The 26,746-nt window shown below is 70.7% G+C and carries 26 protein-coding genes and 2 pseudogenes; 11 read left to right on the top strand and 17 right to left on the bottom strand.

What is annotated here, in order from left to right:
* The first annotated feature begins 82 nt into the window (after nt 1-82).
* A complete protein-coding gene (locus AB0I51_RS07520) occupies nt 83-544 on the top strand; it encodes a GNAT family N-acetyltransferase (protein ID WP_362972533.1) in 462 nt (153 codons plus the stop codon).
* On the opposite strand, the pseudogene AB0I51_RS07515 reads toward AB0I51_RS07520, so the two are convergent.
* A pseudogene (locus AB0I51_RS07515) lies at nt 526-657 on the bottom strand (3-keto-5-aminohexanoate cleavage protein); the annotation flags it as partial. The gene AB0I51_RS07520 and the pseudogene AB0I51_RS07515 sit on opposite strands and share 19 nt — an antisense overlap.
* 191 nt (nt 658-848) lie before the next feature.
* On the opposite strand from AB0I51_RS07515, the pseudogene AB0I51_RS07510 reads away from it, so the two are divergent.
* A pseudogene (locus AB0I51_RS07510) lies at nt 849-1,250 on the top strand (G1 family glutamic endopeptidase); the annotation flags it as partial.
* A gap of 44 nt (nt 1,251-1,294) precedes the next feature.
* Here the strand turns inward: AB0I51_RS07510 and AB0I51_RS07505 are convergent.
* Nucleotides 1,295-1,420 carry a hypothetical protein gene (locus AB0I51_RS07505; protein ID WP_362972394.1) on the bottom strand — a complete coding sequence of 42 codons (126 nt, stop codon included), beginning with the start codon at nt 1,418-1,420 and terminating at the stop codon, nt 1,295-1,297.
* A 127-nt stretch (nt 1,421-1,547) separates the two neighbouring features.
* On the bottom strand, nt 1,548-2,150 hold the full coding sequence (locus tag AB0I51_RS07500) for a hypothetical protein (RefSeq protein WP_362972392.1): 603 nt from the start codon (nt 2,148-2,150) through the stop codon (nt 1,548-1,550).
* Nucleotides 2,151-2,371: 221 nt separating this feature from the next.
* On the opposite strand from AB0I51_RS07500, the gene AB0I51_RS07495 reads away from it, so the two are divergent.
* Complete coding sequence (locus AB0I51_RS07495) at nt 2,372-5,155, top strand: penicillin acylase family protein (RefSeq protein ID WP_362972390.1); 2,784 nt, start codon at nt 2,372-2,374, stop codon at nt 5,153-5,155.
* Here the strand turns inward: AB0I51_RS07495 and AB0I51_RS07490 are convergent.
* Together AB0I51_RS07490 and AB0I51_RS07485 are read right to left on the bottom strand one after the other, a co-directional pair.
* Nucleotides 5,144-6,508, bottom strand: a complete 1,365-nt coding sequence (locus AB0I51_RS07490) for a serine-threonine protein kinase (protein ID WP_362972388.1) — start codon at nt 6,506-6,508, stop codon at nt 5,144-5,146. The two genes, AB0I51_RS07495 and AB0I51_RS07490, sit on opposite strands and share 12 nt — an antisense overlap.
* A gap of 81 nt (nt 6,509-6,589) precedes the next feature.
* Nucleotides 6,590-7,819, bottom strand: a complete 1,230-nt coding sequence (locus AB0I51_RS07485; protein WP_362972386.1) for a DUF1343 domain-containing protein — start codon at nt 7,817-7,819, stop codon at nt 6,590-6,592.
* Nucleotides 7,820-7,983: 164 nt separating this feature from the next.
* Between AB0I51_RS07485 and AB0I51_RS07480 the strand changes: the two genes are divergently transcribed.
* The 3 genes from AB0I51_RS07480 to AB0I51_RS07470 are packed head-to-tail and all read left to right on the top strand — an operon-like array spanning nt 7,984 to nt 11,032.
* Complete coding sequence (locus AB0I51_RS07480) at nt 7,984-8,748, top strand: SDR family oxidoreductase (protein ID WP_362972384.1); 765 nt, start codon at nt 7,984-7,986, stop codon at nt 8,746-8,748.
* Nucleotides 8,745-10,412, top strand: a complete 1,668-nt coding sequence (locus AB0I51_RS07475; protein ID WP_362972382.1) for an AMP-binding protein — start codon at nt 8,745-8,747, stop codon at nt 10,410-10,412. Before AB0I51_RS07480 ends, AB0I51_RS07475 begins: the two co-directional genes overlap by 4 nt.
* Nucleotides 10,413-10,438: 26 nt before the next feature.
* The gene (locus tag AB0I51_RS07470) at nt 10,439-11,032 is read left to right on the top strand and encodes a TetR/AcrR family transcriptional regulator (RefSeq protein WP_362972380.1); all 594 of its coding nucleotides are present in this window, start codon (nt 10,439-10,441) and stop codon (nt 11,030-11,032) included.
* A gap of 2 nt (nt 11,033-11,034) precedes the next feature.
* On the opposite strand, the gene AB0I51_RS07465 is transcribed toward AB0I51_RS07470, so the two are convergent.
* The 3 genes from AB0I51_RS07465 to AB0I51_RS07455 all read right to left on the bottom strand — a co-directional run bounded on the left by AB0I51_RS07465 (nt 11,035) and on the right by AB0I51_RS07455 (nt 13,864).
* Nucleotides 11,035-11,202: a helix-turn-helix transcriptional regulator gene (locus AB0I51_RS07465; RefSeq protein ID WP_362972531.1), complete on the bottom strand. Its 168-nt coding sequence runs from the start codon at nt 11,200-11,202 to the stop codon at nt 11,035-11,037.
* Nucleotides 11,202-11,738: a response regulator transcription factor gene (locus tag AB0I51_RS07460; RefSeq protein WP_362972378.1), complete on the bottom strand. Its 537-nt coding sequence runs from the start codon at nt 11,736-11,738 to the stop codon at nt 11,202-11,204. The genes AB0I51_RS07465 and AB0I51_RS07460 overlap by 1 nt, the downstream gene beginning before the upstream one ends.
* A gap of 131 nt (nt 11,739-11,869) precedes the next feature.
* On the bottom strand, nt 11,870-13,864 hold the full coding sequence (locus tag AB0I51_RS07455) for a histidine kinase (RefSeq protein WP_362972376.1): 1,995 nt from the start codon (nt 13,862-13,864) through the stop codon (nt 11,870-11,872).
* Nucleotides 13,865-14,050: 186 nt separating this feature from the next.
* Between AB0I51_RS07455 and AB0I51_RS07450 the strand changes: the two genes are divergently transcribed.
* Nucleotides 14,051-14,617, top strand: a complete 567-nt coding sequence (locus AB0I51_RS07450; RefSeq protein ID WP_362972374.1) for a hypothetical protein — start codon at nt 14,051-14,053, stop codon at nt 14,615-14,617.
* A 62-nt stretch (nt 14,618-14,679) separates the two neighbouring features.
* Here the strand turns inward: AB0I51_RS07450 and AB0I51_RS07445 are convergent, their stop codons facing one another.
* From AB0I51_RS07445 to AB0I51_RS07415, 7 genes are all read right to left on the bottom strand, one after another.
* Complete coding sequence (locus AB0I51_RS07445; protein WP_362972372.1) at nt 14,680-15,894, bottom strand: acyl-CoA dehydrogenase family protein; 1,215 nt, start codon at nt 15,892-15,894, stop codon at nt 14,680-14,682.
* A gap of 6 nt (nt 15,895-15,900) precedes the next feature.
* Nucleotides 15,901-16,923, bottom strand: a complete 1,023-nt coding sequence (locus tag AB0I51_RS07440) for a phosphotransferase family protein (RefSeq protein ID WP_362972370.1) — start codon at nt 16,921-16,923, stop codon at nt 15,901-15,903.
* Nucleotides 16,924-17,086: 163 nt separating this feature from the next.
* Nucleotides 17,087-17,383 carry a hypothetical protein gene (locus AB0I51_RS07435; RefSeq protein WP_362972368.1) on the bottom strand — a complete coding sequence of 99 codons (297 nt, stop codon included), beginning with the start codon at nt 17,381-17,383 and terminating at the stop codon, nt 17,087-17,089.
* 288 nt (nt 17,384-17,671) lie between these two features.
* On the bottom strand, nt 17,672-18,004 hold the full coding sequence (locus tag AB0I51_RS07430; protein WP_362972366.1) for a DUF202 domain-containing protein: 333 nt from the start codon (nt 18,002-18,004) through the stop codon (nt 17,672-17,674).
* Entirely contained in the window at nt 17,992-18,384 is a 393-nt protein-coding gene (locus AB0I51_RS07425; RefSeq protein ID WP_362972364.1) for a DUF202 domain-containing protein, read from the bottom strand. The genes AB0I51_RS07430 and AB0I51_RS07425 overlap by 13 nt, the downstream gene beginning before the upstream one ends.
* 10 nt (nt 18,385-18,394) lie before the next feature.
* Entirely contained in the window at nt 18,395-18,916 is a 522-nt protein-coding gene (locus tag AB0I51_RS07420; RefSeq protein ID WP_362972362.1) for an NUDIX domain-containing protein, read from the bottom strand.
* Nucleotides 18,917-18,943: 27 nt separating this feature from the next.
* Nucleotides 18,944-19,837 carry a DMT family transporter gene (locus AB0I51_RS07415; protein ID WP_362972360.1) on the bottom strand — a complete coding sequence of 298 codons (894 nt, stop codon included), beginning with the start codon at nt 19,835-19,837 and terminating at the stop codon, nt 18,944-18,946.
* Nucleotides 19,838-20,190: 353 nt separating this feature from the next.
* Between AB0I51_RS07415 and AB0I51_RS07410 the strand changes: the two genes are divergently transcribed.
* From AB0I51_RS07410 to AB0I51_RS07395, 4 genes are all read left to right on the top strand, one after another.
* The gene (locus AB0I51_RS07410; protein WP_362972358.1) at nt 20,191-21,141 is read left to right on the top strand and encodes a hypothetical protein; all 951 of its coding nucleotides are present in this window, start codon (nt 20,191-20,193) and stop codon (nt 21,139-21,141) included.
* A 91-nt stretch (nt 21,142-21,232) separates the two neighbouring features.
* On the top strand, nt 21,233-22,780 hold the full coding sequence (locus AB0I51_RS07405) for an APC family permease (protein WP_362972356.1): 1,548 nt from the start codon (nt 21,233-21,235) through the stop codon (nt 22,778-22,780).
* A gap of 113 nt (nt 22,781-22,893) precedes the next feature.
* Nucleotides 22,894-23,640: a molybdopterin-dependent oxidoreductase gene (locus AB0I51_RS07400; protein WP_362972354.1), complete on the top strand. Its 747-nt coding sequence runs from the start codon at nt 22,894-22,896 to the stop codon at nt 23,638-23,640.
* Nucleotides 23,624-24,259 (top strand): cytochrome b/b6 domain-containing protein, encoded by a 636-nt coding sequence (locus tag AB0I51_RS07395; protein ID WP_362972352.1) that lies wholly within the window; start codon nt 23,624-23,626, stop codon nt 24,257-24,259. Before AB0I51_RS07400 ends, AB0I51_RS07395 begins: the two co-directional genes overlap by 17 nt.
* Before the next feature lie 662 nt (nt 24,260-24,921).
* On the opposite strand, the gene AB0I51_RS07390 is transcribed toward AB0I51_RS07395, so the two are convergent.
* Nucleotides 24,922-25,962 (bottom strand): L-idonate 5-dehydrogenase, encoded by a 1,041-nt coding sequence (locus tag AB0I51_RS07390; protein ID WP_362972350.1) that lies wholly within the window; start codon nt 25,960-25,962, stop codon nt 24,922-24,924.
* Nucleotides 25,963-25,979: 17 nt separating this feature from the next.
* Nucleotides 25,980-26,738 (bottom strand): SDR family oxidoreductase, encoded by a 759-nt coding sequence (locus AB0I51_RS07385; RefSeq protein ID WP_362972348.1) that lies wholly within the window; start codon nt 26,736-26,738, stop codon nt 25,980-25,982.
* Nucleotides 26,739-26,746 lie beyond the last annotated feature (8 nt).

Genomic DNA, 26,746 nt, shown 5'->3' with positions numbered 1-26,746 from the left:
CGGTTGGTCGTGACGCTGCGGCCTGTGTTTCCATTCCGGAGTGAACATCCGGGAGAGGGCCGACGGCGATGTCGAGGAGTGCGTGCGGATTCTCGCGGAGGTCCACGCGCACGACGGCTATCCGGTCAACTGGCCCGATCGGCCCGGTGAGTGGCTGACACACGGTCCCTCGCTGGGCTCCTGGGTCGCCGAACTCGAAGGCCGCCTCGTCGGGCACGTCAGTCTGTCGCGTGTCGGCGAAGGCGATCTGGCACCCGTGTTGTGGAGCGAGCGGAAGGGGACGCAGCCGGGGACGACCGCCGTGGTCGGCAGACTGTTCGTCTCCCCGCGGGCGAGGGGGCGGCGGATCGGCGCACTGCTGATCGGCCGGGCGGTCCAGGAGGCGGGGCGTCATGGACTGCACCCGGTGCTCGACGTCGTCACGTCCGATACGGCGGCGGCCGCCCTGTACGAGCGGCTGGGCTGGGAGCTGATGGCCACGGTCGAGCAGCGATGGAGCCCGCATCGGACGGTGGCCGTCAGTTGTTACGCGGCGCCGTCGTGACCTCCGTACTGGACCAGCGCCTCGGCGACCAACCGGGCGTTGGACAGGGCCCGTTCGCCGTCCGGCAGGAACAGCGTGTCCTCCAGGCCCATTCGGGTCGCGAGCCCCAGCCGCTCTCACCGCCGCCCTCGCCGCCGCGCCGAGCGCCGCCTCGCACACCCCCGCCCAGCTCACCCAGTCGATAGCGAGCCACGAGAGCCACACCCTGCGCGGGCCCGCGAAGCCCGGCAAGGTCAACGCCACCGTCTCGTCGACCAACTGGTCCGGCTACGCGGCGATCGGTTCGACCGGCGCCTACACGTCGGTGACCTCGTCCTGGACCCAGCCGACCGTCACCTGCTCCTCGGCCACGACGTACTCGTCCTTCTGGGTCGGCCTCGACGGCTACAGCAACTCCGCGCTGGAGCAGACCGGTACGGAGGCCGACTGCATCGGCGGCAAGGCCACCTATGGCGCCTGGTGGGAGGTGCTGCCCGCCTCCGAGAGCGCGTACTCCGGGGTCACCGTCAAGGGCGGCGACAAGTTCACCGCGACCGTGACCTACACCGGCTCCACCTTCACCATGACCCTCGCCGACTCCACCGAGGGCTGGACCAGGACCACCACGCACGCGGGCTCGTCCGGCTTCAAGAACGCCTCCGCCGAGGTCATCGCCGAGGCCCCCGAGGTCGGCGGCTCGGTCGCGAGCCTCGCCAACTTCGGCACCGTGACCTTCACCGGCGCCAAGGCCAACGGCAGCAACCTGGACACCTACTCGCCGAACGAGATCGTCATGACGAAGAGCAGCAGCTCCGCCGTGAGGGCCCAGCCGGGCTCGATCTCCGGCGGAAGTTTCGCCGACGTCTGGAAGGCCGGCTGGCGCCTGCGGCGCACCACTTGGGGGCTGTCGACGGATCGCCGTCGGCAGCCTCGGCCGTTGCGGGAGCAAGGGCAAACCGGCTCGGTCAAAAGGGGGTGCGGCATCCCCGGCGCACCCCTGGCGCCCTTCTTCGTTTGCCCCGGTTCAGGCCGACATCAGCAACCGTCCGCGCCTGGCGTACGCCAGGGCCTCGGGCGTGAGCACCGGACGCGGGACGACGATGCCGCAGTCGGTGCAGACCGGGCCCGAGGACGGTTCGTGGGCCAGGTCGTACTTCCACAGGAGGCGCTCCCCGGCGCACACCGGGCACACGGAACCCGGTTCGCGCTCCAGGGCGGCGATCAGCCGTCGCAGCACCTCGGCCAGTGGTTCATGGGGGTGGAGACGGGGGTCGTCGCACCAGGCGACACCGAAGCCGCCCCAGGTCAGCCGGTGCCAGTCGTCCACGCTGCCCGGGCGGCGCAGCCCGTCGTGCTTCTCCTTCTTGCGGCGCTCGGCGAACTCGACCTCATAGGCGAGCCAGACCTTGCGCGCCTCCTCCAACTCGTCCAGTGCGGCCACGAGCCGCGCCGGGTCGGGGGAGCGGTCCTCGGGTCCGAACCCGGCCCGGGAGCTCAAGTGGTCCCAGGTCGCCCTGTGCCCATAAGGGGCGAACCGCTCAAGGCATTTGCGCAGCGAGTAGCGCCGCAGCGCCAGATCGCACCGAGGGTCTCGCACCTGTCTCGCCAGACTCCGGAAACCGGCCATCGCCTTGCACCTCCGTCACACCTGCACCTGTACTTCGGTCACCTCGGCGTCGTCGTACGGACGTCGCCGAATAGACGTATCGACAAGCGATTTGGCTCCATCCGATTTCCGATGGCCCCCATAAGTCGCTGCTGCTCATCCAAAACTTGACGCATGTTCATCTTCAATCCCGGGGATACCGGCGGTAACGTCCCGCCACACCCCCGTCGGTAGGAGCCGCCATGCCTCGGCGCACCCCACGTAACTTGCTCGACAGACTGAGAACTCCCGGCAGATTCCCCGGGTTCCTGAAGGCCGCATCCGTATGCGCCCTCATTGCCGCCCTTTTGTCTCCTCTTGCCCAGGGGACCGCCACGGCCGCGACCGCCTCGAACGACTACTGCGGCGGCCAGTGCTCGGACATCCTCCCGGCCGGCGAGAACGGCAACGCGACCCTCGCCCAGATCCTCCTCAACCAGGCCTTCGGCTCCCAGCCCGCGCATGCCGAGGACCAGCTCGGCCCCTACGCCAACCTGGCCACGGGCGCCTCCACGCTGACCGACGCGAAGATCAACACCTTCTTCAACGACGCGTCGTTCGGGGTCGCTTCCGACCAGGTCGCCTCGACCGAGAACCCGAGCGGCCGCACCGATGTGACGATCGTCCGCGACAAGGCGACCGGTGTGCCGCACATCACAGGCACCACGCGCTACGGCACCGAGTACGGCGCCGGCTACGCGGCGGCCGAGGACCGGCTGTGGCTGATGGACGTCTTCCGGCACGTCGGACGCGGCCAGCTGACCACCTTCGCCGGCGGCGCCACCTCCAACCAGGGCCTTGAGCAGGAGTTCTACCGCAACGCCCCGTACTCCGAGGCCGAGCTGCAGTCCCAGATCGACAACGCCGTCGCCAACAACGGCGCCCGCGGCCAGCAGGCCCTCGCCGACGCCAACGCCTACCTGGCCGGCATCAACGCCTACATCGACGCCTCGGACAGCGGCCGTTACTTCCCCGGTGAGTACGTCCTCACCGGCCACAAGGACTCGATCACCAACGCCGGCACGATCGACCACTTCAAGATCACCGACCTGGTCGCGCTGGCCTCCGTCATCGGCACCCTGTTCGGCTCCGGCGGTGGCGGCGAGGTCAACAACGCCATCTCCCTGCTCGCCGCCCAGGAGAAGTACGGCGTGACGGAGGGCACCAAGGTCTGGGAGTCCTTCCGCGAACGCAACGACCCCGAGGCCGTCCTCACCGTCCACAACGGCGAGAGCTTCCCGTACGGCACCAAGCCCACCACCGCACAGGGCGAGGCGCTGCCGGACTCCGGTTCGGTGACGACCGAGCCACTCGTCTACGACGCCACCGGCACCGGCGCCGACCAGAGCGCCTCCGCCGCCTCCGCGGCGGCCACCGCGACCGCCCTCAGCTCCGCCAAGCGCGGGATGTCCAACGCCCTTGTGGTGAGCGGCAAGTACACCGCGAGCGGCCACCCGATCGCCGTCTTCGGACCCCAAACGGGTTACTTCGCACCCCAGTTGCTCATGCTCCAGGAGATCCAGGGGCCGGGCATCAGTGCCCGCGGCGCCTCCTTCGCGGGCCTGAGCATGTACGTCGAACTCGGCCGCGGCCAGGACTACTCGTGGTCCGCCACCACCTCCGGCCAGGACATCATCGACTCCTACGCCGTCGAACTCTGCACGGACGACTACCACTACCTCTTCCACGGCACCTGCACGGCCATGGACGAGATCGAGCAGAAGAACTCCTGGAAGCCCACCACGGCCGACGGCACCGCGGCCGGGTCGTACACGATGAGAGTGTGGAAGACCAAGTACGGACCCGTCGAATACCGGGCCACCGTCGGCGGGAAAAAGGTCGCCTACACCACCCTGCGCTCCTCGTACATGCATGAAGCCGACTCGATCATCGGCTTCCAGATGCTCAACGACCCGGACTACGTGAAGAGTCCGCAGACCTTCCAGACCGCCGCGCAGCACATCAACTTCACGTTCAACTGGTTCTACGCCGACTCCCAGCACACCGCGTACTACAACAGCGGCAACAACCCGGTGCGGGCCAGCGGTGTCGACCCCGAGTTCCCGGTCTGGGGCCAGGCCGCCTACGAGTGGCAGAACTGGGACCCCACCACCAACACCTCCGACTACACCCCGGCCTCCGCGCACCCCAACTCCATCGACCAGGACTACTACATCTCCTGGAACAACAAACAGGCCCTCAACTACACGACAGCCAGCTGGGGAGACGGCTCCGTCCACCGCGGCAACCTCCTCGACGACCGGGTGAAGAAACTCGTCGCGGCCGGCGGGGTCACCAGAACCTCGCTGGTGAAGGCCATGTCGGACGCCTCGCTCACCGACCTGCGCGCCGAGGACGTACTGCCCGACCTCCTGGAGGTCGTCAACAGCAGTACGGTCACGGACACCACCGCGGCAGCGGCCGTCACCAAGCTGCAGACCTGGCTGACCGCGGGAGGCAAGCGCACGGAGACCTCGGCCGGGTCCAAGACCTACGCCAACTCCGACGCCATCCGGATCCTCGACGCCTGGTGGCCGCTGCTGGTGAAGGCCGAGTTCCAGCCCGGCCTCGGTGACAGCCTGTACACCGCGTTCACCAACAACCTGTACATCGACGAGACCCCCTCGGCCGCCCACGGCCCGACCGGGTCGCACGCCGGGAGCTCCTTCCAGTACGGCTGGTGGAGCTACGTCGACAAGGACATCCGGTCGGTGCTCGGGCAGACCGTCTCCGGACCGCTCGCCGAGCAGTACTGCGGCGGCGGCAGCCTCAGCGCCTGCCGGGACATCCTCATCAGCACCCTGAAGACGGCGGCCGGCACCAGCGCGTCCACCGTCTACCCCGGCGACTCCCTGTGCTCGGCGGGCGACCAGTGGTGCGCCGACTCGATCGTCCAGCGCACCCTGGGCGGCATCAAGCACTACAACATCAGCTGGCAGAACCGGCCCACCTTCCAGCAAGTGGTGGAGTACACGTCACACCGGTGACGCCTGAGCGGCGGCGGGCCGGCCGATCCGGCCCGCCGCCAGCACCACCCGGGCCAGCTCCGGGTGCACGATGTCGCTGTGCGCCCCGTTCGGGGCGCCACCGTGGCACACCACCGCACAGACGTCGACGTTCACACAACCCGACGTCGGCAGCGGTGAGTTGAGGGCTTCATTCAGGCTCAGCGACTGGGTGCCGGGCACCGCCCGCACCCCGTCGTGGCCCATTGCGCCCCACTTGTCGCCCAGTACCCGGTCGATCTCGAACGCGGCGAACGAACACTCGTCGTCCGTCATCCGCGAGGCCAGCGGATAGATCGTGCCCAGAGCCGAGTCGAAGTGCGAGTAGCAGCACACCAGCGGACCGTCGACCCGGTTCTGCTGCCCCTGCAGCACACCCCCGGTGCGCGCGTCGTCAGGCAGCCTGGACGCGAACGCGTAGTGCGAGAAGGCCCCTTGGAGCAGCGTCACCGACTTGACCGAGTGCACCCCCTCGGGCAGACCCCTCAGCGCGAACGACACCAGACGCCCGCCGAAACTGTGCCCCACGAGATGCACCCGCACCTCCGGCGCCACCCCCGCGAGCCGCCCGATCACCGGACCGAGCCCGCGCTCGCCGACCGTACCCGCGCGCCGTTTCATCGCGTAGTACGCCGCCTGCCGCAGCAGCTCCCGCGCCCCCTTCCAGGGGTTCGGCAGTGTGAACTCCGCGCCGGCGCGCGGTGGTTGAGGCGACGCGAGATGTTCAAGAGCCTGCGCGAACTGGTCGCAGACCTCGGCCGTGCAGCCGACGGCGAGCATCCGCGGCTCGCACTGCGGCAGCCCCTCCGCCATCGTGTCCGCCCCGAACTGCGCCTGCGGTCCCGCCGGCACCACCTCCACGAGCGTCCGCACCAGCCGCCCGAACTCCTCCAACTCGGCATCCTGGGCGGGCTGTTGGTCCAGCATGCGGGCGATCTGGTCGATCGGCGCCGCGTTGCCCGGAAAGGCTTCGAGCAGCGCGTGCCGGGTGTCGTCGTCGAGAGCCGGAGCCGCCGCCGGCCCGGCCGCGGCGGCAGGTGTGTGCGGGAAGTCCGGGATCGGCTGGTCCGGGAACTCCATCGATGGCCAGATCACGCCCACGTACCCGATGCGGGCCTTCGGCGCGAGCTTCGGAATCGGTGCGAAGAAGCGGCTGTAGAGCTGCGTCGCACCGGCACGCCGACTGTTCCACCCGTGCGAGAACACGATCAGGTCGCAGACCCCGCGCTGCCGCACTTCGCGCAGCAGACGATCGCATTCCACCTGGTCGACGTCCCCGTCGGCGTCGAAGGTCAACTCCCAGTACGGGCTCACACTCATCGCCGGATCCGCCATGACCGGCCTCCTCGTCCCCCGGAGCGGTTCAATGTGGGCGCATCGTCCCGCCACCGGTGAAGATTGGCCATACGTCGCGAGTCACTTGTAGAGGAGGTATTCAGTTCGAATCCTCCGGAACACCCTCAACTCCTCCTGCCACCCCGCCACCACCTCGTCGGTGTCCGCGCCCGCGTCGATCGCCGTACGCACCCGCGCCGACCCGGTGAGGTTGTCGATCCAGTGGTCCGAGCGCCAACCGAAGCCGCTCCAGACCTTCTTGGCCGTCACCAGGAGCGCGATCCCGGTGCGTACGGGGTCGAACGCGGCCCGGTCGTGCACATGGATCTGCACTCCGCCGACCGTCTTCCCCTGGAACTTGGAGAAGGTGGGCGAGAAGTACGCCTCCCTGAAGTGCACGCCGGGCAGCCCGAGTCGACCGACCGCCGCCGCCCAGCGGCCGTCGATGCCCTCCGCGCCGAGCAGTTCGAAGGGACGAGTGGTGCCGCGTCCCTCGGACAGGTTCGTCCCCTCGAAGAGGCACGTCCCCGAGTACACGAGGGCGGTGTCCGGCGTCGGCATGTTGGGGCTCGGCGGCACCCACGGCAGCGACCAGGCGTCGTAGAACTCGGACCGCTTCCAACCCGTCATCAGTACGGTCTCCAGCGGCACGGGCGTCCTGAGGAACTCCCCGTTGAACATCCGGGCCAGTTCCGCCACCGTCATCCCGTGCGCCTGCGCGATCGGCTGCCGGCCGACGAAGGTCGCGAACTCCCGGTGCAGGACCGGGCCCTGGGCGGTGCGGCCGGTCACCGGGTTCGGGCGGTCGAGCACGACGAAGCGCTTGCCGGCGAGCCGGGCCGCCTCCATGCAGTCGTACAGGGTCCAGATGTACGTGTAGAAGCGGGCGCCCACGTCCTGGATGTCGAAGACGACGGTGTCGACGCCGGAGGCCTCGAAGATGTCGGCGAGTGGCTGACCGCTCTTCAAGTACGTGTCGTAGACCGGGAGTTCGGTGGCCGGGTCGGTGTGGCGGCCCTCGGAGCCGCCCGCTTGTGCGGTGCCCCGGAAGCCGTGTTCGGGGCCGAAGACCGCGGTGAGGTTCACGTGGGGGCTGGCGTGCATGACGTCGACGATGTGGTGGGCGTCACTGGTGATGCCGGTGGGGTTGGTGACGATTCCGATGCGTCGGCCGTTCAGCTGGGTGTAGTCGTGTGCGGCGAGTTGTTCGAAGCCGGTTCGCAGAGTGCCGGGTTTGCCGCGTTCGGGGAGTGTGGGAGTGAGGGTTGCCGCCGGGGTCGCTGCCAGGAGGGTTCTTCTGGTGAGGGGCATGTCGGCACGGTATGGGCTGCCGCAGGCTGTGGGCCGGACGCGGGTCCGTTGTGGTTGCTCGCGCAGTTCCGCGCGCCCCCAAAGGCGAAAGCATCTGCCCTTCCGGTGTTACATACCGACCGGTTAGTCTGGCCATGAAGTGGGGCCGCAGTCAAAGGAGACCGATGGTGGAAGCCGTTCAGGGTGCCGGGGTTGTCGTCACGGGGGCGGGGGGTGGCATCGGGGCCGCGCTCGCGCGGCGGTTCGCTGCCGAAGGGGCCCGGGTCGTCGTCAACGATCTGGACGGTGACCGCGTGAAAGCCGTTGCCGACGAGATCGGCGGGATCGCCGTGCCGGGGGATGCCTCGGCCGTTGTCGGTGAGGCCCGGGACGCTCTCGGTGGGACCGTCGACATCTACTGCGCGAACGCCGGCGTCGGCTCCGGCGGTTCCGAAGCCGCCGGTGAGGCGGTGTGGGCCCAGGCCTGGGACGTCAATGTGATGGCTCATGTGCGGGCCGCGGAGGCGCTGATTCCGGGATGGCTGGAGCGGGGCGGCGGGCGGTTCGTGTCCACCGTGTCGGCGGCCGGGCTGCTCACCATGATCGGGGCCGCGCCCTACAGCGTCACCAAGCACGGCGCCTACGCCTTCGCCGAGTGGCTGTCGCTGACCTACCGGCACCGGGGGATCAAGGTCCACGCCATCTGTCCCCAGGGCGTCCGCACCGACATGCTTGCCGCCAGCGGCAGCGCGGGCGACCTGGTCCTGCAGCCGACCGCCATCGAGCCCGACGCCGTCGCGGACGCCCTGATGAAGGGGATCGAGGAGGAGCGCTTCCTGATCCTGCCGCACCCCGAGGTCGCCGGATTCTACCAGGCCAGGGCCGCCGAACCGGACCGCTGGCTGACCACCATGAACCATATCCAGCAGAAGTGGGAGGCCGGAGAGTGACCGACTCCCGCTATGCCGCCCGGCCCTGGCTCGGCCTGCTCAACGAGGCCCAGCGTGGGCCCATCAGCCCCGACGACTCGCTGGTGCACGCCCTGCGACGGGTCGTCGCCGAGACGCCCGACCGCACCTTCCTCACCTACTTCGACGGCCGGCTCGGCTATCGCGAGGTCGACGAGCTCAGTGACTCCGTCGCCGGGTATCTGGCCGCGGGGGGACTGGAACACGGCGACCGGGTCGCGATCCTGCTGCAGAACTCGCCGCACTTCGTGCTCGCGCTGCTCGGCGCCTGGAAGGCGGGCGCGATCGTCGTGCCCGTCAACCCGATGTACAAGTCGGGCGAGGTGACCCACGTCCTGCGCGACGGCGAGGTGGCCGCGCTCATCTGCTCGGACCGCGCGTGGGATTCGTATCTGCGCGACACCGCGGCCGATTCGCCGGTGCGGATCGTGCTCACCGCGTGCGAGCTGGACTTCCAGACCCGCGACGACGCTCGCGTGCTCACCTTCGAGCGGCTTCCGCAGGCCGAGGACACGGCGGATCTGGTGGCCGTCGCCAAGGAGGGCCGCAAGGCGCCCGGAGTGCCCGCCCCGGCGCCCTCCGACATCGCGCTGATCAGCTACACCTCGGGGACGAGCGGTGCCCCGAAGGGCGCCACCAACACCCACGGCAACATCCTCTACAACGCCGAGCGACAGCGCACCGGACTCGGACTGCCGGACCCGCCCGTGTATTTCGCGATGGCGCCGCTGTTCCACATCACCGGAATGGTGTGCCAACTCGGTGCCTCGCTCGTCAGCGGGGGCTCGCTGGTGCTGGTGTACCGCTTCGAGGGCGGGGTCGTGCTCGACGCGTTCGCCGAGCACAGGCCGCACTACACGGTCGGCCCGTCCACCGCCTTCATGGCGCTCGCGGCGCGCCCGGACGTCACCCCGGACCACTTCGCGTCCTTCCGGACCATCTCTTCCGGCGGCGCCCCGGTGCCGCCCGCCCTGGTCGAGAAGTTCCGGGCCGGCTTCGGGCCGTACATCCGCAACGGCTACGGCCTCACCGAGTGCACCGCGCCCTGCGCCTCCGTGCCGCCCCAGCTGGAGGCGCCCGTCGACCCGGCGTCCGGGACGCTGGCCGTGGGCCTGCCCGGGCCCGACACCGTCGTACGGATCGTCGACGACCAGGGCGAGGAGGTGCCCTTCGGCCAGCAGGGCGAGATCGTGGTGCGCGGGCCGCAGGTCGTGCCCGGGTACTGGCGGCGCCCCGAGGCCACGGCCGAGACCTTCCCGGACGGTGAACTGCGCACCGGGGACATCGGGTTCATGGACCCGGAGGGCTGGCTGTACGTCGTCGACCGCAAAAAGGACATGATCAACGCGTCCGGCTTCAAGGTGTGGCCGCGCGAGGTCGAGGACGTGCTGTACACCCACCCGGCGGTGCGCGAGGCGGCCGTCGTCGGGGTGCCGGACGGATACCGGGGCGAGACCGTGAAGGCGTACATCAGTCTCCGTCCGGGCGCCGAAACCGACCCCGATGAATTCGCCGTGTACTGCAAGGAGAGACTGGCCGCCTACAAATACCCGCGCCAGGTGGAGATCCTGCCCGAGCTGCCGAAGACGGCAAGTGGGAAGATCCTCCGGCGGGAACTGCGTTCCCGGTCGCACGACAGCGAGTGAACACCCAGGAAAGGCAGGTGGCGGCAGTGCCCAGGACGACCGACGGAGACGGGGCTCCCGTCCCGCAGCGGCTTCTGGCCGCCGCCACCCGGCTCTTCGCCGAGCAGGGCTACGACCGCACCTCGGTGCAGGAGATCGTCGAGGCCGCAGGGGTCACCAAGGGGGCGCTCTACCACTACTTCGGCTCCAAGGACGACCTCCTGCACGAGGTGTACGCGCGCGTGCTGCGCCTCCAGCAGGAGCGCCTCGAGGTGTTCGCGGGCGCCGACGAGCCGGTGGAGAAGCGGCTGCGGGCGGCGGCGGCCGACGTCGTGGTGACGACCATCGACAACCTCGACGACGCGTCGATCTTCTTCCGGTCCATGCACCATCTGAGCCCGGAGAAGAACAAACAGGTGCGCGCCGAGCGCCGCCGCTACCACGAGCGCTTCCGCGCACTGGTCGAGGAGGGCCAGCGCGAGGGCGTCTTCTCCACGGCGACCCCGGCGGACCTCGTCGTGGACTACCACTTCGGCTCGGTCCACCACCTGTCGACCTGGTACCGCCCCGGCGGCCCGCTCAGCCCCCAGGAAGTCGCCGACCACCTGGCGGATCTGCTGCTGCGGGCGCTGCGGCCGTAGGCCTACGACTCGGGGGACGGACCCAGCCCCGCCTCCCGGGCCCACGCCGCCGCCTCCGCGCGGTCCGAGACGCCCAGTTTGGCGAGGACCGCCGACATGTGGTTGCTGACCGTCTTGGGGGACAGGCCCAGCCGGGTGGCCACCGTCGAGTTGGGCTGGCCGTCGGCGATCAGGGCGAGTACGTCCCGTTCGCGCGGGGTGAGCGTCGGGCACGGGTCGGGTCGGGTCGGTCGGGCGGTCTGCTGAGCTGTCCGAGTACACGCCGGGCGACACCGGGGCCGAAGATGGCCTCACCGGCGGCCACCGCCCGGATCGCCCGGACGATCTCGTCCTGGCCCGCGCCCTTGAGGACATAGCCCAGGGCGCCCGCCCGCATCGCCGCGAACACCGAGTCGTCCTCCTCGACCATGGTGAGCATCAGCACGGCCACCCGGGGAGCCACCCGGCCGATCTCCCGGGTCGCCTCGATGCCGTTGAGGTCGGGCATCCGGATGTCCATCACCACCACGTGCGGACGCAGGGTAACCGCCGCCCGTACCGCCTCCCGCCCGCTCGCGGCGACCCCGACGACCCGCACACGCGGGCTCCCGTCCCGCACGGACTCCAGCAGCGCGGCCAGCCCGGTACGGACCACGGGATGATCGTCGGCGAGTACGACCCGCAGCGCGTCGGCGTCCTCCTCGTCGCCAGGTGCTCGTCCCGTCACAGCGCCCCTCCCAGCGCCGGCGTCGCCGGGTGCTCGTTCTGGCACGGCGCCCTTCGCAGCGTCGGCGTCGCCGGGTGCTCGTTCTGGCACGGCGCCCTTCGCAGCGTCGGCGTCGCCAGGTGCTCGTCCCGTCACGGCGCCCCTCCCAGCGGCAGCGTCGCCACCACCCGCCCCTGCCCCGCCACGCACCGGCCGCCCAGCTCCGCCGCGCGCTCCTGCATCGACGTGATGCCCACGCCCGGTGTCCACGCGGTCTCCTCGGCCACCGGCGAACCGTCGTCGCACACCTCCAGCCGCAGCCCGTCGCCGATCTCGATGCGCAGGTCGACGCGGGAGGCGCGGGCGTGCCGGGCCGCGTTGGTCAGCGCCTCGATCGCGATGCGGTACGCGGCCACCTCCACGGCGGCGGGCAGCGCCGGCAGCCGCTCGGGCGCCTGGACCCGCACCTGGAGCGGGATGCCGTCCGCCCGCCAGGACAGCCGTACCGCACGTTCCCGCAGCGCGCCCAGCAGCCCCAACTGGTCGAGATCCGGGGGCCGTAGCCCGTCCACGAGTCGGCGCACCTCCGCGACCGCGCCCCCGACCTCGGACCGCAGGTCGGCCAGCAGCACGGCCGCCCGCTCCGGATCGAAGGCCAGCAGATTGCGGACGGCGTCCGCCTGGAAGGCCGCCCCGGCGAGGGTCGGTCCGAGCCCGTCGTGCAGATCGCGGCGGATCCGGCGCCGCTCCTCCTCGCGAGCGGCCACGATCCGCTCCCGGGAGTGCTGCAACTGCCTTGTGAGGTCGGTGGCGTGCAGCGCGGCGGCCAGCGGTACGGCGAGCAGTTCGAGTACGGCCAGGTCGGCAGGCGTGGGCTGCTGTTCGCCGGGGCGCAGCCCGATCACCAGCGCGCCGACGGTCCGGCCGTCGTAGTCGAGCGGTATGGCGTGGATCAGTTCGCCTGGTTCGCCCCAACTCCCGTCCGTCACGCCCGACTTCGACTCCACGCAGACGTACGGCAGCCGCAGCGCCTCGCCGACCGCCTCCGGGACCGCGTCGACCCCGGTGCCGGCCAGCCGTTCGCCGATGCGGGAGACCGCGCGCACCGGGTCGTGCCGGTCGCTGTACAGGGCGTGGTCGACCATGCGCTGGAGGAGGCGGCGGGCGGGTGCGAAGGCGAGGGCCAGGGTGACGGTGATCAACGCCGGGCCGAGGAGGGCGGGGTCGGGGTTGAGGAGGGCCTGCACGGAGGTGACGAGGCCGACGTAGGTGACGATCACGCCGACCGTGAGGGTGCCGTAGAGGAGGCTGCGGGAGACGACGAGGCGGATGTCGAGGAGCTCCTCGCGGACCACGGCGATCATGATGGCGGTCGGCAGGAAGAGCGTGCAGCACGAGGTGTAGACGGCCGGGAAGCCGAGGATCTGCAGGGCCACACTCAGCGCCAGCGGGAGCATTCCCGCGATCAGCCACAGCAGTCGGCGGCGGTCCTGCTCCCCGCCGCGCCGGTAGCGCACGGCCATGACGGCGAACACGGCGGCCAGTACCAGGCAGGCCTTGGCCGTCTCGACGTCCCGCAGGACGGGCATCCAGCTGTCCGGCACCGGGAGGTAGGAGGGCTGGGCTGGCGTACCGCGGAACAGGCCCCAGTCGTCCCGCGCCCAGATCGCGAAGTCCAGTGGGGAGGAAAGGAGTTGGGCGGCCAGGGCCCAGCGCCAGCGGCGGTCGGGCAGCCGGCCGTCGGGGAACAGGAAGAACACGAGCACGAACGCCGTGGAGCTGCCGAGGATCCAGGTGTGGCGGCCGACGGTCGTGACCGCGTGCAGCAGCTCCGGCGACCAGCCCAACCGCAGTCCCTGGACGGCCAGTCCGATCGACATGCCGGTGAACGCGTGGCCCAGCCCGTAGGCGATCAGCAGCCATCCGATGGGATTGCGCGGCCGGTGCAGCGCGATCACCGCGCCGCAGACCGGATAGGCGAGGCCGACCGCGAGGTCGACGACCATGTCGAAGTGGACCAGGTCCGCGACGGGGACACCGGCCAGCGCCAACGCGACCGCCCCGACGGCCACTTGGAGTGCCGCCAGCCCCAACAGCGCGTACACGGCGGCCGTGTGGGGCCGGGTGCGCCCGTCGCGGTCGTCCATGCGTCCCATCGTGGGGGCGCGGCGCCCGGGTGTCATGGGAACGCTTCCCGGACCACCCGGGAGAGGTCCCCGGCCTTGCCCGGGGGCTTCCCCTCAACTCCTGGCCCCCGTCGCCGTGATGCTCGTAGCAGCGGAACGGCGGGCGCACCGCCGGACCGGACGACAGGAACCAACGGGGGAAACACCATGTTGTCAACGAAGCGGCGCCTGACCGGCGTCGTCCTGGGCTCCCTGCTCGCTCTCGGCGGCACGGCGGCGGTCCCGGCCGCCGCGCAGACACCGGCGCGGACCGGGTGCGGTATCGCGGTGAACGAGCCCCACATCTATCAGCGTTGGAGCGCGCTCGGCGGAGCCGGAGGCTGGCTGGGCTGCCCGACCGGCTACACCAAGGACGTGTACCTGAACAACGTGTACGCCGGAAAGCGTCAGTACTTCACGTACGGCACCGCCACCTGGTCCTGGCGACAGGGCTCGAACATGGTCGTCGCCGCGTGGGAGTACAACGGCTACGCCTACTTCAACTGGGGCATGACGGCCCCGGAGCACCACTACGACTCGTTCCTGGTCCGCTGGACGAGCGCCTCCGACCCCGGGGGCACCCAGCGGGAGTTCGCCGGGAGCACGTCCGGCCGGATCCGGGTCCTGGAGCGGAACACCGGCGCCTACGTCTTCACCGTCGAGGGCTGCGACATCGGCACCTTCGGCCACACCTGCCGCCAGGGCTGGACGCTGAAGGCGAGCACGCCCAACTGACCATCACCTCGGGGGAAAAGGGCTGGAGGGGGTACCGATACCCCTTCCAGCCCTTCGCTGTGCTACAGGTACTTCTTCAACTCCCGGCGCGCCAACGACCGTTGGTGCACCTCGTCCGGGCCGTCGGCCAGCATGAGAGTGCGGGCGCTCGCGTACAGCTCGGCCAGCGGGAAGTCCTGGCTGACACCGCCCGCGCCGTGCAGCTGGATCGCCTTGTCGAGGATGCCGACGACCGTCCGCGGGGTGGCGATCTTGATGGCCTGGATCTCCGCGTGGGCACCCTTGTTGCCGACGGTGTCCATCATCCAGGCCGTCTTCAGGACCAGCAGCCGCAGTTGCTCGACGGCGACCCGGGCGTCCGCGATCCAGTTGTGGACGACACCCTGTTGGGCCAGCGCCTTGCCGAACGCGACGCGGGAGACGGCCCGTTGGCACATCAGCTCGATCGCCCGCTCGGCCATGCCGATCAGCCGCATGCAGTGGTGGATACGGCCCGGGCCGAGCCGTGCCTGGGCGATGGCGAAGCCGCCGCCCTCTTCGCCGATCAGGTTCGTCACCGGCACGCGCGCGTGGTCGAAGACGACCTCGGCGTGGCCGCCGTGCGAGTGGTCCTCGTAGCCGAAGACCTGCATCGCGCGCTTGACGGTCACGCCCGGGGTGTCGCGCGGGACGAGGACCATGGACTGCTGGCGGCGGAGGTCGGCGCCGTCCGGGTCCGTCTTGCCCATCACGATGAATATCTTGCAGTCCGGGTTCATCGCCCCGGAGATGTACCACTTGCGGCCGGTGATGACGTAGTCGTCGACGTCCCGCTCGATCAGCGTGGTGATGTTCGTGGCGTCCGAGGAGGCCACCTCCGGCTCGGTCATCGCGAACGCCGAGCGGATCTCACCGGCCAGCAGCGGCTCCAGCCACTGCTTTTTCTGCTGCTCGTCGCCGAACTGGTGGAGCACCTCCATGTTGCCGGTGTCCGGCGCCGCGCAATTCAGCGCGGTGGGCGCCAAGTGCGGGGAACGGCCGGTGATTTCGGCCAACGGTGCGTACTGGAGGTTGGTGAGCCCGCCGCCGTACTCGGCGTCCGGGAGGAAGAGGTTCCACAGACCCTGCCTGCGGGCCTCCGCCTTCAACTCCCTTACTACGGCGGGGGTGTCCCAGGGGGAGGCGAGCTGAGCGCGCTGCTCCTCGGCGACCGGCTCGGCCGGGTAGACGTACTCGTCCATGAAGGCCAGGAGCTTGGCGCGCAGTTCCTCGGTGCGTGCGTCGTACGCGAAGTCCATGGTGGATCAGCCTTCCTGAAGGGTGGTCAGGCCGTGCTCGATGAAGACGGGAACCAGTTCGCCGATGCGGTCGAAGCCGCGGCCGACGGTCTGGCCGAGGGTGTAGCGGTAGTGGATGCCCTCCAGGATCACGGCGAGCTTGAACCACGCGAACGCCGTGTACCAGGCGACCGACGACACATCGCGCCCCGAGCGCGCGGCGTACCGCTCGATCAGCTCGGCCGGTACCGGGTGCCCGGGGGCCGAAGCGGTCGTGGAAATGGGGGAGTTGGGCAGTTCCAGCGGGATGCTGTACATCACCAGCAGACCCAGGTCGGTGAGCGGGTCGCCGAGCGTGGACATCTCCCAGTCGAGGATCGCCTTGATCTTGTCGTCCTCGCCGATGAGGACGTTGTCCAGGCGGTAGTCGCCGTGTACGACCGTGGGGGCGGGGGAGTCGGGGAGGCGGCGGCCCAGGGCCGCGTGCAGTTCCTCGACCCCGGCCAGCTCGCGGTTGCGGGAGGCGGCCAACTGCTTGCCCCAGCGGCGCAGTTGGCGGTCCAGGAAGCCCTCGGGGCGGCCGAAGTCCGCGAGGCCCACCTCGACGGGGTTCACCGCGTGCAACTCGACCAGTGTGTCGACCAGTTCGAGTACCGCGCCCCGGGTGCGCTCCGGGCCGAGCGGCGCGAGGTCGCCGGCGGTGCGGTACGGGGTGCCCTCGACGAACTCCATGACGTAGAACGGCGCCCCGAGCACCTCGTCGTCCTCGCAGAGGAGGACGGGGTTCGGCACCGGTACGTTCGTCGGGTGCAGGGCGCTGATCACCCGGTGCTCGCGCTTCATGTCGTGCGCGGTGGCCAGGACGTGGCCGAGCGGGGGGCGTCGTACGACCCACTTCGCGGAGTCGTCGGTGACCGCGTAGGTGAGGTTCGACCGTCCGCCCTCGATCAGCCGGCCGGACAAGGGGCCGGTCACCAGACCGGGCCGCTCGCGGTCGAGCAGACCGCGCAGCCGGTCGAGATCGAGTCCGGGCGGGTGGTCGGGGCTCATACATCACTCCTACGAACGGACGAACAGGTCTCGCACCATCATGCCGACCGGTCGGTATGTCGTCCAGTGGGGGAACGAAAGGTGATCGGGGCCACGATAGGCCGACAGCTCCCCGCGCGGGACGGCGGGGAGCTGTGGGGAGGTGCGTTCAGGCCGTTCGGGCTCAGTGGTCGTCCCAGTGGCCGTCGTGCAGGGCGTGGCGGTGGCCGTCGTGGACGTAGTCGACGTGGTCGCCGTGCAGCACGCTCTCGTGGCCGCAGTCCTGGCCGTGCTGGTGCGCGTGCTCCTGGTGGGCGACATGGCCCCCCGGCTCGCACTCGTCCCAGTGGCCGCCGTGCTCGCGGTGCAGATGCCCGTCGTGCGCGTAGTCGACGTGGTCGCCGTGCGGGACCGGGGCGTGGCCGCAGTCCGGGCCGTGGGTGTGGGTGTGCGCGGAGTGCTCCAGGTGCAGGGTGGTCATGGTGCTCACCTTCGGAAGTGCGGGCGATGACGTCGCACAGGCTGCCACGGGAATCGCCCATATCGGGTGATCCGGGTGCGTGGCGCCGCGGGTGGCGGGTGGGGTCGTGGCGGTACGGCGAGCCCGCCGCGGGTTGCGCCCCTCTGTCAGTTGCCGCAGTGGGCGGCGTGGGAACCGGCTGAGCGGCGGGCTGAGCCGTACCGCCACGACCCGCTCACGTGCGTCGGCGGATGCGGGTGAGCGGTCCATCCCGGGCCTCGGCCGTACGGCTCCGACCCCATTCCTCAGTCAGTACACGAGCACCGCCGCGCATACCGCCACGGCCACCGTGCACAGCACCGCCGCTGTGGCGTGGCGGGGGGCCAGGGGCGGGGGTGTGCCGCCGGCTGTGAGGGTGGTGATGCGGTGGTGGGCCACGGCCAGGAAGCCGAGCCAGAGTGCGCAGCACAGGGCGCAGACGATGACCCCTTCCGCATCGACTCCGCCGTGCAGTGCCGCCTTTACGGCGAGGACCGCGGCGACCGTGCTCGACAGGGTCGTGCGGCGCCAGGCCAGGCGGGTGCGTTCGGGCTGCAGGCCGGGGTCGCGGTCCGGGGCCGGGGGTCTGGTCACCCTTCCCATCCGGCGAGTACGACGACGACCATCGCCACGGCCACGATCGCCACGGCGATGCTCAGGAGTGCGGGGAAGCGTGACACCGGCAGGTCCTCGCCGCGGCGCATCGCCCGCTCGCAGCGCACCCAGTGGTTGACCGCGCGCAGTGAGCACAGGACGCCCGCCGCGAGCAGCGCGAGGGCCAGGCCGACGCGCCAGGCCCAGCGCAGGTCCGGCAGGAACTGGTCGACCGCGAAGCCGCCGCCGATCAGCGCGAGCGCGGTGCGCAGCCAGGCCAGGAAGGTGCGCTCGTTGGCCAGCGAGAAGCGGTAGTCGGGGGTGTCGCCCTCCTCGCCGATCTCCTGGGGCGCGAACCACAGCCGGACGTTCCGTGCAAAATCGATCACGGAAAGGACCCTATCCGGCCGGTTCTTCGCGGTGCGCCTTGAGTCGTTCGTAGGCCGCCAGGCCGTCCGGTACCCATTCCCACTCGTCCAGCCGCCGCACGATCTCTCCCTCCTCCAGGAAGGCGTGCCATTCGACCTCCTCCACCTGGGGGCTGACCGGCAGCTCGCAGCGCACCTCGTACACCGCCGACCACCAGGTCTGGCCGGCGCCGTCGTCGTACAGGAACTTGAAGAGGAAGCCGGGTTGCGGGAGGCCGGTGACGCCGAGTTCCTCTTCTGCCTCGCGCAGGGCCGCTTCGTCGTAGGACTCGCCCGCGCCGACCACTCCGCCGACGAACATGTCGTAGAGGGAGGGGAAGACGAGTTTGGTGGGGGTGCGGCGGTGGACGAAGACGCGGCCCTGGGCGTCGCGGGTCTGGACGAAGACCGCGCGGTGGCGCAGGCCCCGGGCGTAGGCCTCGCCGCGTGGGGACTGGCCGATGACCTGGTCGTGTTCGTCGACGATGTCCAGGATTTCGTCTGCTGCGCTCATGGCCCCATCCAAACAGGGGAGGGGCGGTCAGCGGGGCTGGAGGTCCAGGGCCGGCCGCGGTTTCGTCGTGCCGCGCGGCATCGCGGGGTGCATGCCGAGCAGCAGGATGCCTACGACGATCCCGGCGAGGCCCACCGCCTCCCAGGCCAGCGCGCCGGTGTCGGTGCGCAGCCGGTCGCCCAGGAAGCCCACCCCGCAGATGATCCCGGCCAGCGGCTGGGCCGCGGTGAGGGCGGGGAGGGACATGCGCAGGGGGGCGGTCTCGAACGCGCTCTGCACGAGCACCAGGCCCGTCACGCCGAGCGCCAGCACTCCGTACGGCTGCCAGCCGGTGACGAGTTCGGTGAGGCCGCCCTCGGTGAAGCGCTGGCCGCTGACCCGGGTCAGCGCGTCCTGCACGCCGTAGAGGAGGCCGGCGGCCAGGGCCAGGAGGACCGGGCCCGCGCTCAGGCGGGAGCGTTTGGCGTAGGTCGTGAGGAGGAGGGCGAGGCCCACCATCGCGCCGATGATCAGCCAGTGGCGGAAGGGGTCGGTGACCGCCGTTCCGCTGCGCGGTTCGCCCGCGACGATGAATGCCGTGACACCGCCGGCCAGGAGCGCGAGGCCCGCCCAGCCCTGGCGGCCGAGGGACTGTCTGGTCTGCTTGCGGGAGAGGGCGAGTGCGAAGAGGAGGTTCGTGGCGAGGAGCGGTTCCACGAGGGAGACCTCGCCCTGGGACAGGGCTATCGCGCCCAGCACCATGCCCGTGACCATCAGGGCGATACCGCCGAGCCAGCGCGGCACCCGCATCAGGTCGAGGAGCAGCCGCGGGGAGAGGAAGTCGCTCAGAGGTGCCTGCTGGGCCGCGTTCTGCTGGAGCACGAACCCGAAGCCGAGGCAACAGGCGGCACTCACGGAGAGCATCAGAACCAGAACCGACACGCTGCGTACCTCGATCGTTGGGCCGGGCTACGGGGGGCGTTTGGGCGACTGTAGCGCCCCAGGGCCCGGCGTGCCCCTGGGAGTACCCGGAAGCGGACCCGTGCTTCCATGGTCCGCCGCCGCGCGCCCGAGCGCCATGGCGTACGACACATCGGTTACCCGCGAACGCTTGGCAGCGTACCGTCCCGGGTAGGGGTTGTGGCCACAAGTGCCTTTTGCGTGAAGGCAGTTGACAGGAGTAACAGCCGTACGGCACTTGACGTGAAGTGTTGGCTGGGGGTTTGCTGTGCGTGATCGGCCGATGGCACGCCGATGTCCCGCAGCGTCGCGTGAGGATCGTGAGGAATACCCGGGTGTCACCACCCCCGCCACCCCTCGGACGCCGCCACAAACGTGCGGCCCAGGCATTCGACGCCGCCCTCGACGACGGAGAACTCGTCGCCGCGCGCGCCGCGTTGGCCCAGGGCCGCTGGCAGGTGGTGCGTGGCCTGCTCGCCCAGACGGGCGACGAGTGGGATCTGCGCGCCCATCGGGTCACGGTCCTCGCCCTGGAGTCCTACACCGCCGCCTGGGCCCGTGACTGGCTGCTCGCCGAACCCGATTCCGGCGACGCCTCCGTGCTGCTCGCCGTCGCCCTGGTCCAGCGCGTACTGGCCGGCAAGGAGAAGCCCGTCAAGGCCCGCGACGCCTGTCGTACGGCGGCGGCCCGGGTGCCCGCCGATCCGACTCCCTGGCTCGGAATGCTCCTCCTGGAGCACAGCCTCGGCACCGACGAGGGCGTCGTCCAGCTTTTCGACGAGGTCCGCCACCGGCACGCCGACCACCACCACGCCCACCACCTGATGGTCGCCAGGCTGGCCGAGCGCCGGGCCACCGCCGGCCTCGACCCGTTGCACGAGGTCTACGACTTCGCCTACTGGGCCGCCGAACAGGCCCCCGCCGACTCCCCGCTCGCCATCCTGCCGGTCGTCGCGCACGCCGAGCGCTACCGCGTGCTGGCCGCCGCAGGCCTGGAACCCGCCGACCCGGCCGCCTCCGGGCACTGGTCCGGACGCCGGGCCCGGCAGGTGATGAAGGCCGCCTTCGACTGGTGGCTGGAGTGGGAGCACGAGGGCCATCCGCGCCGCCTGGTCGACCTCAACTTCCTCGCCCACGCCAAGTATTGCGAGGGCCGCAGCGCCGAGGCCGCCGCCCTGTTCCACCGCATCGGGGACCACCAGACCCCGGCCCCCTGGTCCTACCCGGACCGCGACCCGCTCACCGCTTTCCGTACCGCGCGCGACCACGCGCTCGGTACGACGTAACGCACCCGTACCGACGTATTCGTATCAACGCACTCGTACCAAGGCCTTCGTACCAACGCCTCCGTAGCGACCCCGAAAGGACGTTCCCGCCATGACGACGGGCAGTTCCAGCACGAGCAGCGCCACCGCGGACGGCGGCGGCATCAGCACGTTCAGAGGGCAGGAGCGCGCCCTGCGCGCCGACCGGCTCGGCACCGGGGGCCTGCTGCTCTCCGTGCTCGCGGCGACCGCGCCCCTCATGGTGGTCGCGGGTGTCATGCCCACCACATTTGCGGTGATGGGCATCGAAGGGCAGCCGCTGCTCTTCGTCCTCCTCGGCGTCGTCCTGGTCCTCTTCAGCGTCGGCTACGCCGAGATGAGCCGCCACGTCCACAATGCGGGCGCCTTCTACGCGTACATATCCCGCGGCCTCGGCGGCACCGCCGGCGCGAGCGCGGCCCTGGTGGCGCTCGTCGCCTACAACGCCCTCCAGGTCGGCATCTACGGCATCTTCGGCTTCGAGGTCTCCGGACTGTTCTCCACCTACGCCCACCTCCAAGTGGCCTGGTGGATACCGGCGTTGGTGGCCGTGGCCGTCGTCGGGGGGCTCGGCTGGCTGAAGATCGACGTCAACGCGCGCGTGCTCGGCGTCCTGCTGATCGTCGAGGTCGCGCTCGTCGTCATCTTCGACATCGCGGCCGTCGCCGACCCCGCCAAGGAAGGCCTGTCGCTGCACGCCTTCAACCCCGACACCCTCAGCGGCGCCGGCGTCGGCACCGCGCTGTGCTTCTGCATCGCCGCCTTCCTCGGCTTCGAACAGGCCCCGGTGTACGCCGAGGAGACCAGCCGCCCGCACATCCTGGTGCCGCGCGTGATGTTCCTCGCGGTCGGCGGCGTCGCCGTGTTCTTCGCGCTCAGCTGCTGGGCGCTCACCGTCGCGACCGGGCCCTCCCAGGTCGTCGGCGTCTCCCAGAAGCAGAGCGCGGGCCTGCTCTTCTACCTCACCGAGTCCCGGCTCGGCGGCACCTTCACCGACGTGCTCCACGTCCTGTTCGTCACCGGCATGTTCGCGGCGATGCTCAGCTTCCACAACGTCGTCGCCCGCTACGCCTTCGCCATGGGCCGCGAGGGCCTGCTGCCGTCCGCCTTCGGCCGTACGACGGGATCCAGCGGCGCCCCCGGCACCGGCTCGCTGCTGCAGACCGCCGTGTCCGCCGTGATCGTGATCGTCTTCGCGGTCGCCGACGACAAGCCCACCGGCGATCCCACCGAGCCGGTCCTGCACCTGTTCACCTGGTTCGGCAACATCGGCGCCCTCGGCGTGATCCTGCTGATGGCCGCCGCCTCCCTCTCGGTGATCGTCTTCTTCGCCCGCCGCGGCTCCGCCGGCGCCCAGGCCTGGCGGCTGGTCACCTCCGCGCTCTCCGGCATCGCGCTCGTCGTCATCGCCGTCTACACCGTCAAGGACTTCGACGTCCTGGTCGGCGCGGGCCCCGGCTCGTCCCTGAGCTGGATCCTGCCCGGCATCGTCGGTCTCGCCCTGCTCGTCGGCCTGGCCCAGGGCCTGTTCCTGCGCTCCCGCAACCCCGAGGCGCACGCCCGCATCGGGCTCGGCAACGAGGCGTTCCAGCTGGACAAGGCGGCGACGGAGGCACCGTAGGAACCTGTGGGCGAGCTGTCGTTGCTGAGAAGCACGTAAGAAGTGGTTACGGAAGTCTGACGAGCATCCGCGATCCCTGGCCGCGCCGGGGTCGCGGGTGTTCGAATGAACGCGTGAACCCTGAACCGACCGAGTCGCCCGAGGAGGAGCAGGAAGCGCAGGGCCGGCCCATCGGCCGCCGTGTCCTCCTCGGCACCCTCGGACTGGGCGCCCTCGGCGTCGTGTCCGCGCCCGTCCTGCAGAAGGGCATGGACGGGTTCCTGGGCGCCGTCTCCGGCAAGGACCCCACCGGGCTGACCGGACTCCTCCCGAACGGCGGCGGCTTCCGCTACTACTCCGTCACCGCGTCCGTGCCGAACAGGGACGCCGAGAACTACCGGCTGACCGTCGACGGACTGGTCGACAAGCCGGCCACCTACACCCTGGCCGACCTGCGCGCGATGCCGCAGACCCGGCTGGTCAAGGACGTCCAGTGCGTCACCGGCTGGCGCGTCCCCGGGACCCCCTTCGAGGGCGTGAGACTGTCCCGGCTGCTGGACGTCGCGGGAGTGCGCGCCAAGGCCGGGGCGGTCCGCTTCACCTGCTTCGACGGCGCCTACACGGAGAGCCTCACCCTCGACCAGGCCCGCCGCTCCGACATCCTGGTCGCGCTGCGCATGCAGGACAAGCCCCTGGGCCACGACCACGGCGGCCCGGTCCGCCTCTACGTCGCCCCCATGTACTTCTACAAGTCCGCGAAGTGGCTCTCCGGCATCACGGTCACCGAGCACGTGAAGCCCGGCTACTGGGAGGACCGGGGCTACGACGTCGACGCCTGGGTCGGCAAGTCGAACGGACGCGGCGATGCCCCTACGAGCTGAAGCCCACGCCCCTGCCACGGAGCCCTCGTCCCGCGTCCGCCGCTTCGGCCGCACCGAGCGCTGGGTGCACCGGACCACGGCCGTGCTGATGGGCATCTGCGTGGCCACCGCGGCCTGCCTCTACATCCCGGAGTTCGCCGAACTCGTCGGCCGCCGCCAACTCGTCGTCCGCATCCACGAGTTGGCCGGTGTCGCGCTTCCCGTGCCCGTCCTCTTCGGTCTCTTCTCCCGGGGCTTCCGCGTCAACCTCGGCTTCCTGAACCGCTTCGGCCCGCACGACCGGGTCTGGCTGCGCGGCGCCCTGATGCGCGACAAACGCCGGTCGGCCCGCCCGGCCGACAAGTTCAACGCCGGCCAGAAGATCTACGCCAACTGGATCGCCGGCGCGAGCCTGGTGATGCTCGGCACGGGCCTGATGATGTGGTTCACCCACCTCACCCCGATCATGTGGCGCACCAGCGCGACCTTCGTCCACGACTGGCTCGCCCTCACGATCGGCATCGTGCTGGGCGGCCACATCGGCATGGCGCTCGGCGACCCGGAGGCGCGTGCGGGCCTGCGCACCGGGTCGGTGAGCAGGGAGTGGGCCAAGCGGGAACACCCTTTGTGGAAGCCGTGAGCGCGGTCAGCATTCCCTGGCGCGGTGGTCGCGCCCGCTGACGTACTCCACGCGCAGCCCGGGATCCCCGTCCCGCAGGACGCAGAGTGTGCCGTCCCAGGGGGCCCAGTACCGCGGTACCCCAGTACCGCGGTACGAGGAACAGGCGGTCGCCCGAGACATGGACGGCCTGCCCCGCCCGGGACGGCGATGCGCCCAAGATGCGAAAGCAGCTGCGAATCGATGCTCGGGAGGCAGGCCGAGGAGCCGACCGCCTGGGCCGGGGAGACGAGCCGAGGGGTCGGCGCCGGTGCCAGGGAGGCAGGCCGAGCGGCCGACGCCCGGAGCAGGGAAGCGAGCCCAGGGGCCGACGACTGGGCGCGGGAGGCGAGCCAGGGAGCGCTGTGCCGGGGCGCGGGAGGCGGGCCCGGGGTCGATGCCTGGGCTCAGAGGGACGCCAAGGCGCCGCCGCCCGGGCCGAGGAGGCGAGCCGGGTCGCGAGCTCGGCGCAGGGCGCGAAGTCGAGCAGCGACTTGCAGGACCGCCTCAGTTCTCGAAGTCGAGTAGTGCCCTGCAATACCGACTCACCTTTCGAAGCCCAGCTGCGCCCTGCAGTGCTGGCTCAACGCCCGAAGTCCAGCAGCACCGCGCAGGACCGGCTCGGCCCCCGGAGTCCAGCAGTATCACGCAGGACCGGCTCGGCCCCCGAAGTCCAGCAGCACCTTGCACGACCGGCTCCGGTCGGCCGCCAGTGCGAACGCCGACTCGGCATCCGGGACCGGTACCACCGCGCTGACGAGCGCGTCGAACGCGGGCTCCACGGCGAGGAGTTGGAGCGCGTCGTCGAACTCCGTGTCGAAGCGGAACGCGCCCCGCAGTTCGATCTCCCGGCTGACCACCAGGTTCCCCGCGAAGGGACTCTGCCCCGGGGGCAGCATCCCGAGCTGTACGACCACCCCGCCCCGTCGCACCAGCCGCAGACAGGTGTCGAGCCCGGCCGCCACCCCGGACGCCTCGATGGCCACGTCGACCTCCGACGGCCACCCGGAGTCGTCCGGATCATCGGCCCGTACGACGGTGTCGGCACCGGCCGCGGTGGCGTAACTCAGCGCCGCCGGGAGCAGATCGGTGACCGTGACGTGTGCTGCGCCGACCGCCTTCGCCGCCGCGACGACCAGGCAGCCGATCGGGCCCGCGCCGGTGACCAGCACCTGGCGTCCGGTCACGTCCCCGGCCCGGCGTACGGCGTGCAAGGCCACGGAGAGCGGTTCGGCGAGGGCGGCCCGGCGCAGTTCCAGGCCCTCGGGGACCGCCCTCAACTGGTCGGCGGGGACGGTGACTTGGGCGGCGAATCCGCCCTGCACGTGCGGGAAGCGGGCCGCGCTGCCCAGATATGCGGTGTCCCGGCAGACGTTCCGCCGACCGTCCGCGCACTCTGGGCAGACCCCGCACGGAGTGGCCGGGTGCACGGCAACCGCCGTACCGGGGGCGGGACCTGAGCCTCCGGTGCCGTAGGACAGGACCGTGCCGACCACCTCGTGGCCGAGCAGCATCGGTTCCTTGAGGCGGAAGTCGCCGACGCCGCCGTGGCGCCAGTAGTGGAGGTCGGAGCCGCAGACGCCGCCGTAGCGGACGGCGACCAGGGCCTGGCCCGGGCCGGGCTCGGGGACCGTCAACTCCTCGACCCGCAGGTCGCCCTGACCGTGAATCACACAACCCAGCATGTCTGGACTCCCGTTCTCTACAGCACGCTCGTCATGCCGCCGTCGACGTACAGCACCTGTCCGCTCACGAAGTCCGCGGCGGGCGACGCCAGGAACAGCACTCCGCCGACCAGGTCCCGTGTGCTGCCCCAGCGACCGGCCGGGGTCCGCTTCCGTACCCAGGCGCTGAACTCCTCGTCCTGGACGAGGGGTTGGGTCAGTTCCGTCTCGATGTAGCCGGGACCGAGGCCGTTGACCTGGACGCCGGAGGGGCCCCAGTCCGCGCACATGCCCTTGGTGAGCATCTTCAGGGCGCCCTTGGTGGCCGCGTAGGGCGCGATGCCGGGGCGGACCACCTCGCTCTGCAGCGAGCAGATGTTGATGATTTTTCCGTGGCCGCGTTCCGTCATCCGCCGGGCCGTCTCACGGCCGACCAGGAACGCGCTGGTGAGGTTGGTGTCGATGATGCGGTGCCAGTCGGAGTCCGTGAACTCCAGGAGCGGGGCCCGCAGTTGCATACCGGCGTTGTTCACCAGGATGTCCAGCGGACCGACCCGCTCCTCGACGTCCGCTATCCCGGCGGCCACTGACGGACCGTCGGTCACGTCGAAGGCGGCCGTGTGGACGTCGCCGGAGAGTTCGGCGGCGGCCTTGGTGAGCCGTTCGCCGTCCCGTCCGTTCAGGACGACCGTGCAGCCGGCCTCCAACAGGCCCTGCGCGAGGGCGAGTCCGATGCCCCGGCTGGAACCGGTGACCAGGGCCGTACGGCCACTGATGTCGAAGAGAGGATGACTCATTCCCGTAC

The sequence above is a fragment of the Streptomyces sp. NPDC050549 genome, assembly GCF_040655035.1.
Taxonomy (GTDB): domain Bacteria; phylum Actinomycetota; class Actinomycetes; order Streptomycetales; family Streptomycetaceae; genus Streptomyces.
The sequence above is the reverse complement of the archived record's forward strand: the minus strand, read 5'-3'. Positions and strand labels throughout refer to the sequence as shown.

Bases quoted from the DNA above. Each gene is read 5' to 3' on its own strand.
- AB0I51_RS07445 (WP_362972372.1), bottom strand. From the start codon at position 15,894: ATGGACTTCGCGTACGACGCACGCACCGAGGAACTGCGCGCCAAGCTC.
- AB0I51_RS07480 (WP_362972384.1), top strand. From the start codon at position 7,984: ATGGTGGAAGCCGTTCAGGGTGCCGGGGTTGTCGTCACGGGGGCGGGG.
- AB0I51_RS07405 (WP_362972356.1), top strand. From the start codon at position 21,233: ATGACGACGGGCAGTTCCAGCACGAGCAGCGCCACCGCGGACGGCGGC.
- AB0I51_RS07455 (WP_362972376.1), bottom strand. From the start codon at position 13,864: ATGGACGACCGCGACGGGCGCACCCGGCCCCACACGGCCGCCGTGTAC.
- AB0I51_RS07395 (WP_362972352.1), top strand. From the start codon at position 23,624: ATGCCCCTACGAGCTGAAGCCCACGCCCCTGCCACGGAGCCCTCGTCC.
- AB0I51_RS07440 (WP_362972370.1), bottom strand. From the start codon at position 16,923: ATGAGCCCCGACCACCCGCCCGGACTCGATCTCGACCGGCTGCGCGGT.
- AB0I51_RS07420 (WP_362972362.1), bottom strand. From the start codon at position 18,916: ATGAGCGCAGCAGACGAAATCCTGGACATCGTCGACGAACACGACCAG.
- AB0I51_RS07390 (WP_362972350.1), bottom strand. From the start codon at position 25,962: ATGCTGGGTTGTGTGATTCACGGTCAGGGCGACCTGCGGGTCGAGGAG.
- AB0I51_RS07430 (WP_362972366.1), bottom strand. From the start codon at position 18,004: ATGGGAAGGGTGACCAGACCCCCGGCCCCGGACCGCGACCCCGGCCTG.
- AB0I51_RS07435 (WP_362972368.1), bottom strand. From the start codon at position 17,383: ATGACCACCCTGCACCTGGAGCACTCCGCGCACACCCACACCCACGGC.
- AB0I51_RS07495 (WP_362972390.1), top strand. From the start codon at position 2,372: ATGCCTCGGCGCACCCCACGTAACTTGCTCGACAGACTGAGAACTCCC.
- AB0I51_RS07485 (WP_362972386.1), bottom strand. From the start codon at position 7,819: ATGCCCCTCACCAGAAGAACCCTCCTGGCAGCGACCCCGGCGGCAACC.
- AB0I51_RS07500 (WP_362972392.1), bottom strand. From the start codon at position 2,150: ATGGCCGGTTTCCGGAGTCTGGCGAGACAGGTGCGAGACCCTCGGTGC.
- AB0I51_RS07450 (WP_362972374.1), top strand. From the start codon at position 14,051: ATGTTGTCAACGAAGCGGCGCCTGACCGGCGTCGTCCTGGGCTCCCTG.
- AB0I51_RS07385 (WP_362972348.1), bottom strand. From the start codon at position 26,738: ATGAGTCATCCTCTCTTCGACATCAGTGGCCGTACGGCCCTGGTCACC.
- AB0I51_RS07490 (WP_362972388.1), bottom strand. From the start codon at position 6,508: ATGGCGGATCCGGCGATGAGTGTGAGCCCGTACTGGGAGTTGACCTTC.